Here is a 14,008-nt window from a genome sequence, read left to right as displayed (position 1 = left end):
TGTTTCACGACTGGTTAATGGAAAACCTTGTCGCAGAGCACGGTTCGGATAGAAAATTGCAACTTCTTTTGTCCTATCCTGTTGTTGACATTGTGCTTTTAAAAGCCATTCTCCTGCGCTTTCGCGAAGCAGGCCACTCAGCCGGAAAAAGGGGCGCACGTTGACACAGACCGACGACCATCATTCCGTGCCGGAAGACGCCAAAAGGCCGGAAATCATGGCGGATATCTATGCCGAAGACGGATCGATACGGTCCGATTTTCTGGCCATGGTCGGCGCTGCGATCGCGGATCGCGACGTGCTGTTCCTGCGGCAGAATGTTGCTCGGCTGCACGAATCGGAACTGGGTGACCTGCTCGAATCCATTCTGCCGGAACAGCGCCACGCCATGGTGCGGCTGCTGGGCTCCGACTTCGACATGACAGCGCTGACCGAGGTGGATGAAGCAATCCGCCTCGACATCGTGGAGCAGATGCCGAACGACCAGATCGCCGCCGGTATCGGCGAGATGGATTCGGACGACGCCGTCTACATTCTCGAAGACCTCGACCGAGAAGACCGCGAAGACATTCTCGCGCAAATGCCGTTTACCGAGCGTGTCAGGTTGCTGCGCGCGCTGGACTATCCAGAAAGCTCCGCCGGTCGTCGTATGCAGACGGAATTCGTGGCCGTGCCACCGTTCTGGACCGTCGGGCAGACCATCGACTATATGCGCGAAGAAGAAGAACTGCCGGAGTCCTTCTCGCAAATCTTCGTTGTTGACCCGACCTTCAAGCTGGTCGGCGCGCTCGATCTCGACCGCCTGCTGCGCTCCAAGCGGCAGGTCAAGGTCGAATCGATCATGCACGAAACCAACCATCCCATCGCAGCCGAGATGGACCAGGAAGAAGCAGCGCAACTCTTCGAGCAGTATGACCTTTTGTCGGCTGCTGTGGTGGACGATAATGGCCGTCTGGTTGGTGTGCTGACCATCGATGACGTCGTGGACGTCATTCAGGAAGAAGCGGAAGAAGACTTGCTGCGCCTTGGTGGTGTGGGTGACGAAGAGCTTTCCGACTCCATTGCCGTGACCTCACGCTCGCGCGTGCCATGGCTGGCGGTCAATCTCATTACGGCCTTCATGGCGGCATCCGTGATCGGGCTTTTCGACGCGACAATCGAGCAGATCGTGGCGCTCGCCGTTCTGATGCCCATCGTCGCTGGAATGGGTGGAAATGCTGGCTCCCAGACTATGACCGTGTCCGTACGCGCGCTGGCGACCAGAAACCTCGATATTCACAATGCTGCCCGCATTATCAGACGCGAAGCGGGGGTGGGGTTGCTGAACGGTGCGCTGTTCGGCTGTGCCATCGGCGTGATCGCAGGTCTGTGGTTCCATGATGTCAATCTGGGCGGCATTATCGCGACCGCCATGCTGATCAACATGTTTGCAGCGGCCATCGCCGGCATCATCATTCCACTGCTGTTGGACAAGTTCGGAGCGGACCCTGCCGTCTCCTCCGCCGTCTTCGTGACCGCCGTCACCGACATTGTCGGTTTCTTCTCGTTTCTCGGTCTTGCGACCTGGTGGTTCGGCGTTCCGATCTGAAAGCTTGAAAATTGACTTTTACGTGAAGGTCAATCATAGTGTTTCTAATAAAGGAGAGTTGTGAGGCGTTTCACGCTTCGTCATTCTATCTTGTTGTTTGAGCAACGGATATTCCGAAAATTGCCCGTCATTTTCGGTCCGATGCTCCAGAATCGGATGAAGCTTTGAACAAGTATTATAGCATTACGGAACTGACGCGTGAATTCGGGGTCTCCACCCGCACCCTTCGCTTTTACGAGGATGAGGGTCTGATCCACCCTGAACGTCGGGGCCGCACGCGGCTTTTCCGCATGGCTGACCGCAGGCTCATTCAGGAAATCCTTCGCGGTCGCCGCATCGGCTTCACCATCGCTGAAATTCGCGAAATCATTCAGGTCTATAAGGAGCCGCCGGGCGAATCCGGGCAACTCGAACTTCTGATGAAGAAGGTGGATGAGAAGCGCGCCGACCTGCGCCAGAAGCGCAAGGACATCGAGGAAACGCTGGCCGAACTCGACAATGTCGAAGAGGCCTGCCTCACGCGCCTCGCCGAAATCGGCGTCGGCACCTGATCCTTATTGAATCTGGTTCGAGCACTGCGCGGCAATCTCGCCGATCTTTGACTGCTGCTCAGGCTGAAGGCTGTTGGACATCATAGAGTCGAACAGGTTTTCGGCCTGAAGTTTTTCCAGCGTGCATCCGCAAAAGCTCTGGCACAGTTCCAGACCATTCTGCTGCTGCATACAGCTTGCCTCACAGCTTCTCTTATAGGCTTCGACCTGATCCACCGGCGGTGGCGGGGTGATAAGCGATGCCAGATAGACGATACCGATCAGGATCGGCTGGTGGACGATGTAAAACAGCAGGCTGTGACGACCGAACAGGGCGAGCAGATTGCGCTTGCCGCTGGGTTTTCTGAAGCGATCCAGCCAGCCGCGTGGCGTGACGAATTGCGACACCGCCAGCCCCAGAAGAAATGGCGCCATAAACGGCAGCACGGGTACGTAATCGTTGGAACGCGGCGGCACGGTGGAGAGGCCAATCCATGACAGCCAAATGGGGTTGAAGCTGTCCGAACTCAGATATTGCGGCGCCAGCAATGCGAGAGCGGCAGCCACCAGAGTTACGACGAAGGGCAGGCGCAGGAAAAGCAGGCCGATGAGGCTGGCGGCGGCGATGTTGTGCAGAATGCCGAAGAATATCCAGCCATCCGGCACAGCGAAATAGGTCGCGACCGAAATCAGCAGAGCAGCGCCCGCAACCATCGCAAAGCGTTTGCCGAAAGACGGCCAGTTTATGCCGCGCCGATGGGCAAGATAAAGGCTGAAACCAGCCAGAAACAGGAATGAGCTTGCGATTGCGCGGGCATAGATTCGCCACCAGCCTTGCGTCGCCGTGCCGGGATCGAGATAGGCGAACATCTCCAGATCCCAGGTGAAATGGTAGCTTGCCATGGCAATGAGCGCGATGCCACGCAGCGTATCCAGCGCGCCGATACGGCCTTTGCCCTGTGTTGCCGTTGCATCTGCCGGAGCGTTACTCATTCATCCGTCCTTTGCAACGGTTACAGTATGGTGCCAGCGCTTCGCCTGCCAAGTGCGGCAATTTCATGGCAATCAGAAATCGTCCATGATGGCGCGGCGCGCTTCGGAGAAAAACTGCCGTCGCAGCAGCGCAACGGTAATGACGAGGGTGGATGCCATGAAGACATAAGGGCTGATGAACCAGCCGAGATAACCGATGGACAGGAAGATGGTTCGAAGCCCGTCATTGAAATTCTTGGCGGCGATGATGTTCATGCGGATGACGTTTTCCGCTGCGCGTTCCGCCGCTTCGCGGTTGGCATTCGCCTCGTGCAGCATCGGCATTCCGCCGAAGAGAATGGTGCAATAGTTGAACAGTCGATAGGACCAGCCGAATTTAAAAAAGGCATAGCCGAACAGGCAAGTCAGGCCGATGACCTTGATTTCAAAAGCGGTGCGGCCACCATATTGCACGAAGGGCATGTCACGAAACACCGATTCCACCCGGTCCGTCGCGCCCAGCAGCGCGAAGCAGCCACCGATGGCGAAGATGGAAGTGGAGGCAAAGAAGGCTGTGCCGTTTTGCAGTCCGGCCATGATCTGGGTATCGATCATCTTCAGATCGCGGGTCAGCGAATTGTAAATCCACTTGCGGCGACGCTCGCCCATGGCCTGATTGAGGCTGGTGCGCGAAAACGGCGTCTTCGCTGTCGTGACATAGGTATAGGACCACCAAAGCGCGACGAAAACGACGAGGGCTACGTAATCGATGATCGTCATGGTGGCTGTCTAACCTCTGTCCTGTCCGTTCCGAATCTCCCGGCCCAATATTGATGTGATTTGGGTGCATGGCAATCTGGGTGAAAAAATCGACAGGTGAAAGCTTTTCATGTTCGCGCTAACCATCCGGTAAGAATGTGCCGCTATGACTATGCCTGCACGCCGGATTTGGTTTTGCGTACCGGTGCTGCTTTTGCCTCTTTAAGTTTAAGGGGGCACCCAAGACCGCGTTTGCGTCTCGATGCAGCGCGGTTTTTGCTTGTCGGAAATTGACAAGAGACCCTGCCATCCCTACCTTATTTATGACGATCCGGCGCTTTTCTACGATCGCGTTTATCGACGTGTCCGCATGGTGCGGGCGGGTAGGCAAAGATTGATAGATCACCGCGACAGCATGGCATGATTGACCGGGAGAACGCCTCCATATCTACGAATCGTTCTCTTTTCATGCCGGTGGCTTCAAGGCTTGCGATAGACATTGCAATGGCTGCCGGATCGTCTCTCTCACCATTTCATGGCAATTCTCATGACTGACGCATCACGCGCTGTTCTGGTGCTGGGCGGCGCGCGCTCCGGCAAGTCGGCCTTTGCCGAAAATCTGGTTCTCTCAAGCGAGGGCGCCGCGCATTACATCGCGACGGGCCGCGCCTGGGACGGTGAGATGAAAGACCGCATTTCCCACCACCGCGAGCGCCGCGGCGACGTGTGGACGACGCATGAAGAGCCGCTTGCGCTGACGGATGTGTTGCGGCGGCTGGACCAGCCGGACAACGTCATTTTGGTCGATTGCCTGACGCTTTGGGTGACGAACCTGATGATGGAGGAGGGACGTGATGTTGAGCCGGCCTTTGCTCCGTTGGTTGCGCATGTTGGGATGGCGCGGGCGAAGATTGTTTTCGTGTCCAACGAGGTTGGGTTGGGGATCGTGCCTGACAATCGGATGGCGCGGGAGTTTCGCGACCACGCCGGGCGGTTGCACCAGCAGATCGCGGCGGTAGCGCGGGAGGTTTATTTCGTGGCGGCGGGGTTGCCGTTGCGGATGAAGGGGTAGTTGGTTGTTGGCGGGTGTGGCTCACCCCCCTCTGCCCTGCCGGGCATCTCCCCCTCAGGTGGGGAGATCGAATCGCGGTTAGCTATCGGCCATCTTTAACGTCGCTGAGGCGGCAATGTTTCTAGCTGAGAGGCTTTCGCAAAGCCTTGATTGGGCAAGGAGCAAGCGCCCAGCCAATCTCCCCACCTGAGGGGGAGATGCCCGGCAGGGCAGAGGGGGGTGAGCCACACCCACCACCTTATAATGTAGCTATCTGGCACCCGATTGCCGCCCCTCCGACCCCCAACTTGATCCAAATCAAGGCCACTTGCCCAACACAGTGGCAAAGCAGCAGACGACGCGAAAGCACGTTTGCCGCCTTATCTGTGGTTCGTCCCGCCGCGTCGTAACTGCGATGACGTTGGGGGAAACCAACAATGAACTCTATGCTTGGAACTGCGATGGTGGCCGTGGGGGCCTTCCTCGCCTTGCTCGGGGCGGCTTTCGCTCACGACAATCTTTTCGCCGCCCATATGTGGGTGCTGTTTTTCGTGCTGCTGGTCGGCACCGCGCTGATGTTGCGCCGCGTATCCTTCGCGCCCGTCAAGCCGGCGTCCAAGGAGCAGCGCGAATCCGAATATTTCGATGAGGTCATTCGCTATGGCGTGATTGCCACGGTGTTCTGGGGCGTCGTCGGCTTTCTGGTCGGCGTCGTCGTTGCGCTGCAACTGGCCTTTCCCGATCTCAACATCGAGCCATGGTTCAATTTCGGTCGTGTTCGCCCGCTGCACACATCGGCGGTAATTTTTGCCTTTGGCGGCAATGCGCTGATTGCCACGTCTTTCTACGTCGTGCAGCGCACATCGCGCGCGCGGCTGTTCGGTGGTGATCTCGGCTGGTTCGTGTTCTGGGGCTACAACCTCTTCATCATCATGGCGGCAACCGGCTATCTGCTGGGCATCACTCAGGGCAAGGAATATGCGGAGCCGGAATGGTATGTCGATATCTGGCTCACCATTGTTTGGGTTGCCTATCTCGTCACCTTCCTAGGCACGATTTTCAAGCGCAAGGAACCGCATATCTATGTGGCGAACTGGTTCTACCTCGGCTTTATCGTCACCATTGCCATGCTGCATATCGTCAACAATCTGGCGGTCCCGGTTTCGTTTCTTGGCGTGAAAAGCTACTCGGCTTTCTCCGGTGTACAGGATGCGCTGACGCAGTGGTGGTATGGACACAATGCCGTGGGCTTCTTCCTGACGGCGGGCTTCCTGGGCATGATGTACTACTTCATCCCCAAGCAGGTGAACCGCCCGGTCTATTCCTACCGCCTGTCGATCATCCACTTCTGGGCGCTGATCTTCATGTATATCTGGGCCGGTCCGCACCATCTTCACTACACGGCACTGCCCGACTGGGCGCAGACGCTGGGCATGGTGTTCTCCATCATGCTGTGGATGCCTTCGTGGGGTGGCATGATCAACGGTCTGATGACGCTGTCTGGCGCATGGGACAAGATCCGTACTGACCCAATCGTGCGCATGATGATCATGGCGGTTGCCTTCTACGGCATGGCGACCTTCGAAGGCCCAATGATGTCGATCAAGGCCGTCAACTCGCTCAGCCATTATACGGACTGGACCATCGGCCATGTGCACTCGGGCGCTCTCGGCTGGAACGGCATGATCACCTTTGGTGCAATCTATTACCTGACGCCGAAGCTCTGGGGTCGTGAACGGCTCTACAGCTTGGCGATGGTCAACTGGCACTTCTGGCTCGCCACGCTCGCCATCGTCGTCTACGCCGCCGTCATGTGGGTGGCCGGTATTCAACAGGGTCTGATGTGGCGCGAATATGATGCGCAGGGCTTCCTGGTCTACTCGTTTGCCGAAACGGTCGCCGCACTCTTCCCATACTACGTGCTGCGTGCACTGGGCGGGGCGCTGTTCCTCGGGGGTGCGCTGATCATGGCCTACAACGTCACCATGACAATTCTGGGCTACCAGCGCGACGAGACGGGCTTCAAGACCGCCGCGCCCAAGCTGCAGCCTGCGGAATAAGGAGTTTCAACGATGTCTATTCTCGACAAACACGGCGTCATCGAACGAAACGCGACCTTGCTGCTGGTCGGCTCTCTGGCCGTGGTCTCCATCGGCGGGATCGTGGAAATCGCGCCGCTCTTCTATCTCGAAAACACCATCGAGAAGGTGGAAGGCATGCGGCCCTATTCGCCGCTGGAGCTGGCAGGCCGCAACATCTACATCCGTGAAGGCTGTTATGTCTGCCACAGCCAGATGATCCGCCCGTTCCGCGACGAGGTGGAGCGTTACGGCCATTACAGTCTGGCGGCGGAAAGCATGTACGACCATCCGTTCCAGTGGGGCTCCAAGCGTACGGGCCCCGACCTTGCGCGCGTTGGCGGTCGCTACTCCAACGAATGGCATGTCCAGCATCTGGTGGAGCCTCGGGCCGTGGTGCCCGAGTCGGTCATGCCGAGCTATTCCTTCCTGAAATCGACACCGCTGCAAATCCCTGATGCCGCCATGGAGCTGAAGGCAAACCGTGCCGTCGGCGTTCCCTATAGCGACGAGATGATCGAAAACGCGGCAGCCGACCTGAAGGCGCAGGCCGACCCCAATGCCGATACGACGGCGCTGGAGGCACGCTACCCGAAGGCCAAGATCGGCGACTTCGATGGTGACCCGACCAAGGTCACCGAAATGGATGCGCTGGTCGCTTACCTGCAAATGCTCGGCACGCTGGTCGATTTCTCGACCTATGACGATGCCGCCGGTTATCGCTGAGGAGACGTATCATGGAAACCTACACGGCCATGCGCCACTTCGCCGATAGCTGGGGCCTGCTTGTCATGACCCTGTTTTTCGCGGGCACCATCATTTTCACATTGCGCCCCGGCTCCAAGAAATCCGCTGACGATGCCGCCAGCATTCCGCTTAGGGAGGACTGATCATGTCCGATAAACACATTGACGATGTCAGCGGCGTCGAAACCACCGGTCACGAGTGGGATGGCATCCGCGAGTTGAACAATCCCATGCCGCGCTGGTGGGTATGGACCTTCTACGTCACCATCCTGTGGGCCATCGGCTATACGATTGCCTTTCCGGCATGGCCGTTGATCTCTGGCAGCACGCAAGGACTCCTTGGCTGGCACAGCCGCGCGGATTTCGTGGCCGAGGTGACAGATGCCAAGGCGGCGCAGAATGTCTACCTTGACAAGATCGCCTCGTCTTCGCTGGAAGATATTCAGAAGGATGGCGAGCTGATGCAGTTTGCCGTCGCCGGCGGTGCCGCTGCCTTCAAGATTAACTGCATCCAGTGCCACGGTTCCGGCGCTGAGGGCGGCAATGGCTATCCCAACCTCAACGATGACGACTGGCTGTGGGGCGGAACCGTCAACGACATCCACACGACGATTACGCATGGCATTCGTTTTGCCGAGGATGCAGACACGCGCATCTCGGAAATGCCAGCCTTCGCGGAAATGCTCAAAGCCGACGAAATCCGCGAGGTCGCAGCCTATGTCGTCAGCCTCACTGGTAGACCGCATGATCCATCCATGGTCCAGCCGGGCGCACAGGTTTTCGCCGATAACTGCGCGTCCTGCCACGGTGAAGACGCGAGGGGCAACCGCGACATGGGCGCACCCAATCTCGCCGATGCCATCTGGCTGAAGGCACAGGGCGAAGACGGCATCATCGCGCAGATACGCGCACCCAAGCACGGCGTAATGCCCGCATGGGGAGAGCGCCTTGGCGATACGACGGTCAAGCAGCTGACGCTGTTTGTGCATTCGCTTGGTGGTGGGGAATAAAGGGCGGTTACCTCGAGTGGAGGTTGGCCAAACCACCTCTACGTCATGCTCCGGCTTGTCCCGAGCATCTGCACCGTTGCAATTTAGGAGACGTGAGTAGATCCTCGGGACAAGCCCGAGGATGACGTAGAGGGGTATCAGTCACCCTCCAAAATCGCCTTCAACGCTTTCAAATCCGCAAGCACCGCTGCCGCATCGCGCTCAAGCTCTTCATCTGCCATGCCGGGCAGCTTCAGCACGGTAAACGCCACCTCCGCCCCATCTCCATTGGGCGTGACGCGAAGCGCGTTATAAACCTCCAGCCCATCCGGCAACGTCACGACGTGATCGATAACGCCGTAATCGTTCGGCTGAGCGAACTTCACCCGCACATCGCCCAGCGGCCCCGACGCAATCCACTCATCGCCATCCTTCGTCAAACCACTGGCAAGCCCGGCAGCCCATTGCGGCATACGGGCGGGGTCGGCTGCAAAGGCATAAACCTCTTTCCAGGAACGTTCGATCGAGATGTGAACTATGCGCGATGTCATGGTGGTCATTGTTGCCTCCTCGTCCTGCGCGGTCTGACTGCGCCACTTTGTCCTGACTTGACCTAAGTCAAGGATGGTTGCCCGGCGAAGTGCCAAAACGCAAGGGTGAGAAACCGGACACTAGCCCCATGAACATTTACAGCGCCGGAAACAATGGCAACGGCTCCGATACGGTTGAGAGACTGAATGCAGAGCCGGTGAACTCTGCTCTAAGCAGACAGCCTCTCTATGAAGCGCGCAGGAAGATATTTCCCAAGCGCGCGGAGGGCCGTTTCCGGCGTTTCAAGTGGATCGTGATGCTGATCACGCTTGGCATTTATTATCTCACGCCGTGGATTCGATGGGACCGTGGGCCTTACGCGCCGGATCAGGCTGTGTTGATCGATATTGCCAATCGCCGTTTCTATTTCTTCTTCATCGAAATCTGGCCGCAGGAGTTTTTCTATGTCGCCGGGTTGCTGGTCATGGCTGGGTTCGGGCTGTTTCTGCTGACCTCTGCCGTGGGGCGGGCATGGTGCGGTTATACCTGTCCGCAAACGGTGTGGGTCGATCTGTTTCTGGTCGTTGAACGCTTCATCGAAGGTGACAGAAATGCGCGGATGAAGCTGGATGCTGGGCCGTGGACGTTTGAGAAACTCCGTAAGCGGGTGGTGAAGCACGCGATATGGATCGTCATCGGCGTTCTGACTGGCGGCGCCTGGATCTTTTACTTCGCCGATGCGCCGACTCTGGCCATGCAGTTTCTGACCGGCACTGCCGCAATGATCGCCTATTATACCGTCGCCACGTTGACGGCGACGACCTATGTGCTGGGCGGGCTTATGCGAGAGCAGGTCTGCACCTACATGTGTCCATGGCCACGTATTCAGGGTGCCATGCTGGATGAGCATTCGCTGGTTGTGACCTATAATGACTGGCGCGGCGAACGCCGTTCGCGTCATGCCAAGAAGGCCATTGCTGCCGGAGAGCCGGTGGGGGACTGCGTGGATTGCAATGCCTGCGTTGCGGTCTGTCCCATGGGCATCGACATCCGGGATGGCCAGCAGATGGAGTGCATTACCTGTGCGCTGTGCATCGATGCCTGCGACAGTGTCATGGACAAGCTTTCCAAGCCGCGCGGCCTGATCGCCTATGCGACGCTCAGCGAATATGAAGACAACATGGCGCTTGCCACCGGTGGCGGTGCACATGACATCCGCCCCGGCAATGTTCGAAACCCGGACGGGACGTTTATTGATGCCGTCAGGCACTTCAACTGGCGTATCATCTTTCGTCCGCGCACCGTGTTCTACATGACGATCTGGTGCCTTGTCGGTGTCGTCATGCTGGTGACGCTGGCAACCAGAGAGCGGCTTTCCGTCAATGTGCTGCATGACCGCAATCCGCAATATGTGATGGAGTCGGATGGCTCGATCCGCAACGGCTATACGGTGCGGCTGCTGAACATGATCGCCCAGCCGCGCACCATCACGCTGTCGCTCGATGGCCTGCCGGACGCGGTGATGAAGATCAACGGCATGGCTACGGAGCCTGCGCGTTCCTTCAGCATCGATGTGAAGCCGGATGAGGTGACCAATCTGCGGGTCTTCGTGACCACGCCGAGCGGGGCATCCGTCCGTGCTGCTGATGATTTCAACTTCATAGCGGTCGATGACGAATATTCCGAAACCGCACATTACAAGGCCGTCTTCAACGGGCCGGGAGCAAAGAAATGAGCGCTGAACAGAGCGAAAAGCCGGGCTTTACCTTTACCGGCTGGCACATGCTGGCGATCATGCTGCTGTTCTTCGGCACGATCATTTCCGTGAATGTGACCATGGCCTGGAACGCTGTCACCAGCTGGAGCGGGTTGGTGGTGCCGAATACCTATGTCGCCAGCCAGCAGTTCAATGGCAAGGCGGAGGCGGCGAAGGCCCGCGCCGCCAGCGGCATCGTCGGCAAGCTTCGCATTGATGGAAGCACCGTCGAATATGAGGTGTCTCACCCGCAGCGCGGTGCCATCGATACCGATACGGTAACGCTGAACTTCCGCCGTCCGGTGGGTGAGCATCAGGATTTCTCGCTGCCTCTGGAAAAGCTCGGCCCCAACACATTCTCCGCCCGGCATGAACTGGCGGCAGGCGACTGGATCGTCGAGGCGATTGCCGTGAAGAATGGGGCGATCATCGTCCATGAGGGAACACGCATCGACATTGCCGGAGGTGTGAGATGAGTTGCTGCGCGCCCGGAACGGAAATTGCTCTTGAACAGGCCGGGTTGAAGAGAGCGCTGCCTTCGTCAGAAGAGCTGATGCTGGCCAGCCGCGATCTGGGGCAGGGGCTGCGGCAGACGGACCTTTCCGTGCCCGGCGTTTATTGCGGCGCCTGCATCAGTACCATCGAAAGCGCTCTGGCGGGGATGCCGCAGGTGGAACGCGCCCGCGTCAACCTCTCCTCCAAACGCGTTTCCATTGTCTGGAAGGAGGAGGTGACGGGCGAGCGAACGGACCCTGCCGATCTGGCAAGAGCCGTGGCCTCGACCGGATATGAGGCGCATCTTTTCGGCTCCGGCCAGGAAACGTTGGATGACATGCGCAACAAGCTCATCCGCGCCGTCGGGCTCACCGGTTTTGCGGCTGTCAACATCATGCTGCTGTCGATTTCGGTCTGGTCCGGGGCGGATGCGGCGACGCGCGATATGTTCCATTGGATCTCGGCGCTGATAGCGACACCGGCGCTGATTTATGGCGGGCGCTTTTTCTATCAATCCGCCTACAACGCACTGAAGCATGGGCGCACCAATATGGATGTGCCCATCGCGCTGGCGATCACACTATCCTACAGCGTGTCCATCTGGGAGACGATGCACAGCGGCGCGCATGCATGGTTCGATGCCACAGTTTCGCTGCTGTTCTTCCTGCTGATTGGCCGCACGCTGGATCACGTGATGCGCGACAGGGCGCGCTCGGCCATTGCTGGCTTGGCACGGCTTTCGCCACATGGCGCGACTGTTCTGCTTGAGGACGGCAACCGCAAATATCGTGCCGTCGGTGAAATCGTACCCGGTGACCGGGTGGCGATTGCGGCGGGCGAGCGGGTGCCGGTGGATGGCAGGATCGTCAGCGGCAATAGCGATCTGGATATGTCCATCGCCAATGGCGAAAGCGCGCCGCGCGTGGTGCGCGTGGGCGATCTCATTCAGGCTGGAACGCTCAATTTGACAGGCCCGCTATTGATGCAAGCGACGGCGCTGGCGCGGGATTCCTTTCTTTCGGAAATCATTGGCCTTATGGAAGCTGCCGAAGGGGGCAGGGCGCGTTACCGCCGCCTGGCGGACCGGGCCGCGCAATATTATTCGCCGGTTGTGCATCTGCTGGCACTGAGCTCCTTCGTCGCATGGGGCGTCTTTGGTGGTGACTGGAAGCAGGCGATGCTGATTGCGATTGCAGTGCTGATCATCACCTGCCCCTGTGCGCTCGGCATCGCCGTGCCGGTCGTTCAGGTCGTTGCTGCCGGGCGGCTTTTCAAAAACGGCATCATGGTGAAAGACGGCTCGGCCATGGAGCGGTTGGCGGAGGCTGATACCGTTCTGTTCGACAAAACCGGCACATTGACGTTGGGCCAGCCACGGCTGGTGAATGGTGGAGCCATAGCGGCAGAAACGATGCGCCTTACCGCTGGCATTGCTGCGAACTCCCGTCATCCTCTTTCTCAAAGCCTTTGCCGGGAGGTGAATGGTCCGCTGCCTATGTTTGAGGATGTCTGCGAAATTCCGGGCTCGGGCGTCGAGGTGAAAACATCTGATGGCATCTACCGGCTTGGCAACCGGCGCTTTGCCTGCGCCGATGAGGCTGCGCAAAGCGATGATGCGACGTCGGAAGTCGTTCTCTCGCTGGATGGGCGCGAGGTCGCGCAGTTTCAGTTCGAAGACAGCGTTCGCCCCGGTGCCGCTGCAGCCATTGCGCAGCTTCATCAGACCGGTTTTTCGACGCAGATCGTTTCAGGCGATCGCCCAGCCGCTGTGGCGGCACTTGCCAAACGGGTGGGCATCGATGCCGGGCGGGGTGGGCTATCGCCTGCCGAAAAGGCCAATCGCTGTGCTGAACTGACAGGGGAAGGCCGCAAGGTTCTGATGGTGGGCGATGGTATCAATGATGCGCCGGCACTGGCTGCTGCTCACGTGTCGATGGCACCGGCCACGGCTGCGGATATCGGTCGGCAGGCGGCGGATTTCGTTTTCATGCGGGATGATCTGCGGGCTGTTTCCTTCGCCATCGATACGTCCAGAAAGGCGGGGCGTCTGATCCGGCAGAACTTCGCGCTCGCCATCGGCTACAACATCATCGCCGTGCCGATTGCGCTTGCCGGTTATGCCACGCCGATGATCGCCGCCATCGCCATGTCGACCTCATCGATCATCGTGGTCGTCAATGCCTTGCGGCTGAATGGCTCTGCCAAGCCCGTGATCGCGGCGGACAGAAGCGAGGGCAAAAGCTCGGAGGTGCGCTTCGCATGAATATGCTGATGTTCCTCATTCCGGTGGCGCTGTTTCTGGGCGGGCTTGGTCTTTTTGCCTTCATGTGGTCGCTGAAAAGCGGCCAGTATGACGATATGGACGGTTCCGCATGGCGGGCGCTGGATGATGGCGACGATCGGCCGGGGCGATAATCGTGGCTTCCATGCGCGTGTCGCAAAGCTGACTTGCGTCATCAAAATATAATCGTTTCAGTTCCTGCTAGCCTTGCCGTTTTCACATTAGAGTGCCA

General features: G+C 58.6%; 14 protein-coding genes. 11 read left to right on the top strand and 3 right to left on the bottom strand.

The window, feature by feature from the left end; all coding sequences use genetic code 11:
- Positions 1-160 precede the first annotated feature (160 nt).
- Together mgtE and AC27VJ_RS18695 are read left to right on the top strand one after the other, a co-directional pair.
- Positions 161-1,588, top strand: a complete 1,428-nt coding sequence (mgtE, locus tag AC27VJ_RS18700) for a magnesium transporter (protein WP_454892304.1) — start codon at positions 161-163, stop codon at positions 1,586-1,588.
- A gap of 164 nt (positions 1,589-1,752) precedes the next feature.
- Entirely contained in the window at positions 1,753-2,139 is a 387-nt protein-coding gene (locus AC27VJ_RS18695; RefSeq protein WP_062589573.1) for a MerR family transcriptional regulator, read from the top strand.
- 3 nt (positions 2,140-2,142) lie between these two features.
- On the opposite strand, the gene AC27VJ_RS18690 is transcribed toward AC27VJ_RS18695, so the two are convergent.
- The gene (locus AC27VJ_RS18690; protein ID WP_488685287.1) at positions 2,143-3,111 is read right to left on the bottom strand and encodes an acetyltransferase domain-containing protein; all 969 of its coding nucleotides are present in this window, start codon (positions 3,109-3,111) and stop codon (positions 2,143-2,145) included.
- Positions 3,112-3,183: 72 nt separating this feature from the next.
- Positions 3,184-3,870 (bottom strand): DUF599 domain-containing protein, encoded by a 687-nt coding sequence (locus AC27VJ_RS18685; protein WP_488685286.1) that lies wholly within the window; start codon positions 3,868-3,870, stop codon positions 3,184-3,186.
- Positions 3,871-4,396: 526 nt separating this feature from the next.
- Between AC27VJ_RS18685 and cobU the strand changes: the two genes are divergently transcribed.
- The 5 genes from cobU to ccoP all read left to right on the top strand — a co-directional run bounded on the left by cobU (position 4,397) and on the right by ccoP (position 8,734).
- Positions 4,397-4,921 (top strand): bifunctional adenosylcobinamide kinase/adenosylcobinamide-phosphate guanylyltransferase, encoded by a 525-nt coding sequence (gene cobU, locus AC27VJ_RS18680; RefSeq protein WP_488685285.1) that lies wholly within the window; start codon positions 4,397-4,399, stop codon positions 4,919-4,921.
- Between the two features lie 416 nt (positions 4,922-5,337).
- Positions 5,338-6,960, top strand: coding sequence for a cytochrome-c oxidase, cbb3-type subunit I (gene ccoN / locus AC27VJ_RS18675; protein ID WP_488685284.1), 1,623 nt, complete (start codon positions 5,338-5,340; stop codon positions 6,958-6,960).
- Positions 6,961-6,972: 12 nt separating this feature from the next.
- Positions 6,973-7,704 carry a cytochrome-c oxidase, cbb3-type subunit II gene (ccoO, locus tag AC27VJ_RS18670; protein WP_062449287.1) on the top strand — a complete coding sequence of 244 codons (732 nt, stop codon included), beginning with the start codon at positions 6,973-6,975 and terminating at the stop codon, positions 7,702-7,704.
- An 11-nt stretch (positions 7,705-7,715) separates the two neighbouring features.
- Entirely contained in the window at positions 7,716-7,868 is a 153-nt protein-coding gene (locus AC27VJ_RS18665) for a CcoQ/FixQ family Cbb3-type cytochrome c oxidase assembly chaperone (protein ID WP_062449288.1), read from the top strand.
- A 2-nt stretch (positions 7,869-7,870) separates the two neighbouring features.
- Entirely contained in the window at positions 7,871-8,734 is an 864-nt protein-coding gene (gene ccoP / locus AC27VJ_RS18660; protein WP_488685283.1) for a cytochrome-c oxidase, cbb3-type subunit III, read from the top strand.
- A gap of 137 nt (positions 8,735-8,871) precedes the next feature.
- Here ccoP and AC27VJ_RS18655 read toward each other — a convergent pair whose 3' ends face one another.
- Positions 8,872-9,273, bottom strand: a complete 402-nt coding sequence (locus tag AC27VJ_RS18655; protein WP_488685281.1) for an SRPBCC family protein — start codon at positions 9,271-9,273, stop codon at positions 8,872-8,874.
- A gap of 119 nt (positions 9,274-9,392) precedes the next feature.
- On the opposite strand from AC27VJ_RS18655, the gene ccoG reads away from it, so the two are divergent.
- Genes ccoG through ccoS form a run of 4 tightly spaced genes read left to right on the top strand, consistent with a single transcriptional unit; the run spans position 9,393 to position 13,910 of the window.
- Positions 9,393-10,979: a cytochrome c oxidase accessory protein CcoG gene (gene ccoG / locus AC27VJ_RS18650; protein ID WP_488685280.1), complete on the top strand. Its 1,587-nt coding sequence runs from the start codon at positions 9,393-9,395 to the stop codon at positions 10,977-10,979.
- The gene (locus AC27VJ_RS18645; RefSeq protein ID WP_488685279.1) at positions 10,976-11,476 is read left to right on the top strand and encodes a FixH family protein; all 501 of its coding nucleotides are present in this window, start codon (positions 10,976-10,978) and stop codon (positions 11,474-11,476) included. Before ccoG ends, AC27VJ_RS18645 begins: the two co-directional genes overlap by 4 nt.
- Positions 11,473-13,758: a cation-translocating P-type ATPase gene (locus AC27VJ_RS18640; protein ID WP_488685278.1), complete on the top strand. Its 2,286-nt coding sequence runs from the start codon at positions 11,473-11,475 to the stop codon at positions 13,756-13,758. The genes AC27VJ_RS18645 and AC27VJ_RS18640 overlap by 4 nt, the downstream gene beginning before the upstream one ends.
- Entirely contained in the window at positions 13,755-13,910 is a 156-nt protein-coding gene (ccoS, locus tag AC27VJ_RS18635; RefSeq protein WP_113088236.1) for a cbb3-type cytochrome oxidase assembly protein CcoS, read from the top strand. Before AC27VJ_RS18640 ends, ccoS begins: the two co-directional genes overlap by 4 nt.
- The last annotated feature ends 98 nt before the right edge of the window (positions 13,911-14,008 follow it).

The organism is Agrobacterium sp. 20P9.1.2 (genome assembly GCF_057799395.1).
Note: the sequence above shows the minus strand (reverse complement) of the source record. Positions and strands in the feature narration are given on the sequence as shown.

Coding starts and splice junctions, on each gene's coding strand:
- ccoS (WP_113088236.1), top strand. CDS start 13,755: ATGAATATGCTGATGTTCCTCATTCCGGTGGCGCTGTTTCTGGGCGGG.
- AC27VJ_RS18640 (WP_488685278.1), top strand. CDS start 11,473: ATGAGTTGCTGCGCGCCCGGAACGGAAATTGCTCTTGAACAGGCCGGG.
- ccoP (WP_488685283.1), top strand. CDS start 7,871: ATGTCCGATAAACACATTGACGATGTCAGCGGCGTCGAAACCACCGGT.
- AC27VJ_RS18655 (WP_488685281.1), bottom strand. CDS start 9,273: ATGACCACCATGACATCGCGCATAGTTCACATCTCGATCGAACGTTCC.
- AC27VJ_RS18690 (WP_488685287.1), bottom strand. CDS start 3,111: ATGAGTAACGCTCCGGCAGATGCAACGGCAACACAGGGCAAAGGCCGT.
- ccoO (WP_062449287.1), top strand. CDS start 6,973: ATGTCTATTCTCGACAAACACGGCGTCATCGAACGAAACGCGACCTTG.
- ccoN (WP_488685284.1), top strand. CDS start 5,338: ATGAACTCTATGCTTGGAACTGCGATGGTGGCCGTGGGGGCCTTCCTC.
- ccoG (WP_488685280.1), top strand. CDS start 9,393: ATGAACATTTACAGCGCCGGAAACAATGGCAACGGCTCCGATACGGTT.
- AC27VJ_RS18645 (WP_488685279.1), top strand. CDS start 10,976: ATGAGCGCTGAACAGAGCGAAAAGCCGGGCTTTACCTTTACCGGCTGG.
- AC27VJ_RS18685 (WP_488685286.1), bottom strand. CDS start 3,870: ATGACGATCATCGATTACGTAGCCCTCGTCGTTTTCGTCGCGCTTTGG.
- AC27VJ_RS18665 (WP_062449288.1), top strand. CDS start 7,716: ATGGAAACCTACACGGCCATGCGCCACTTCGCCGATAGCTGGGGCCTG.
- cobU (WP_488685285.1), top strand. CDS start 4,397: ATGACTGACGCATCACGCGCTGTTCTGGTGCTGGGCGGCGCGCGCTCC.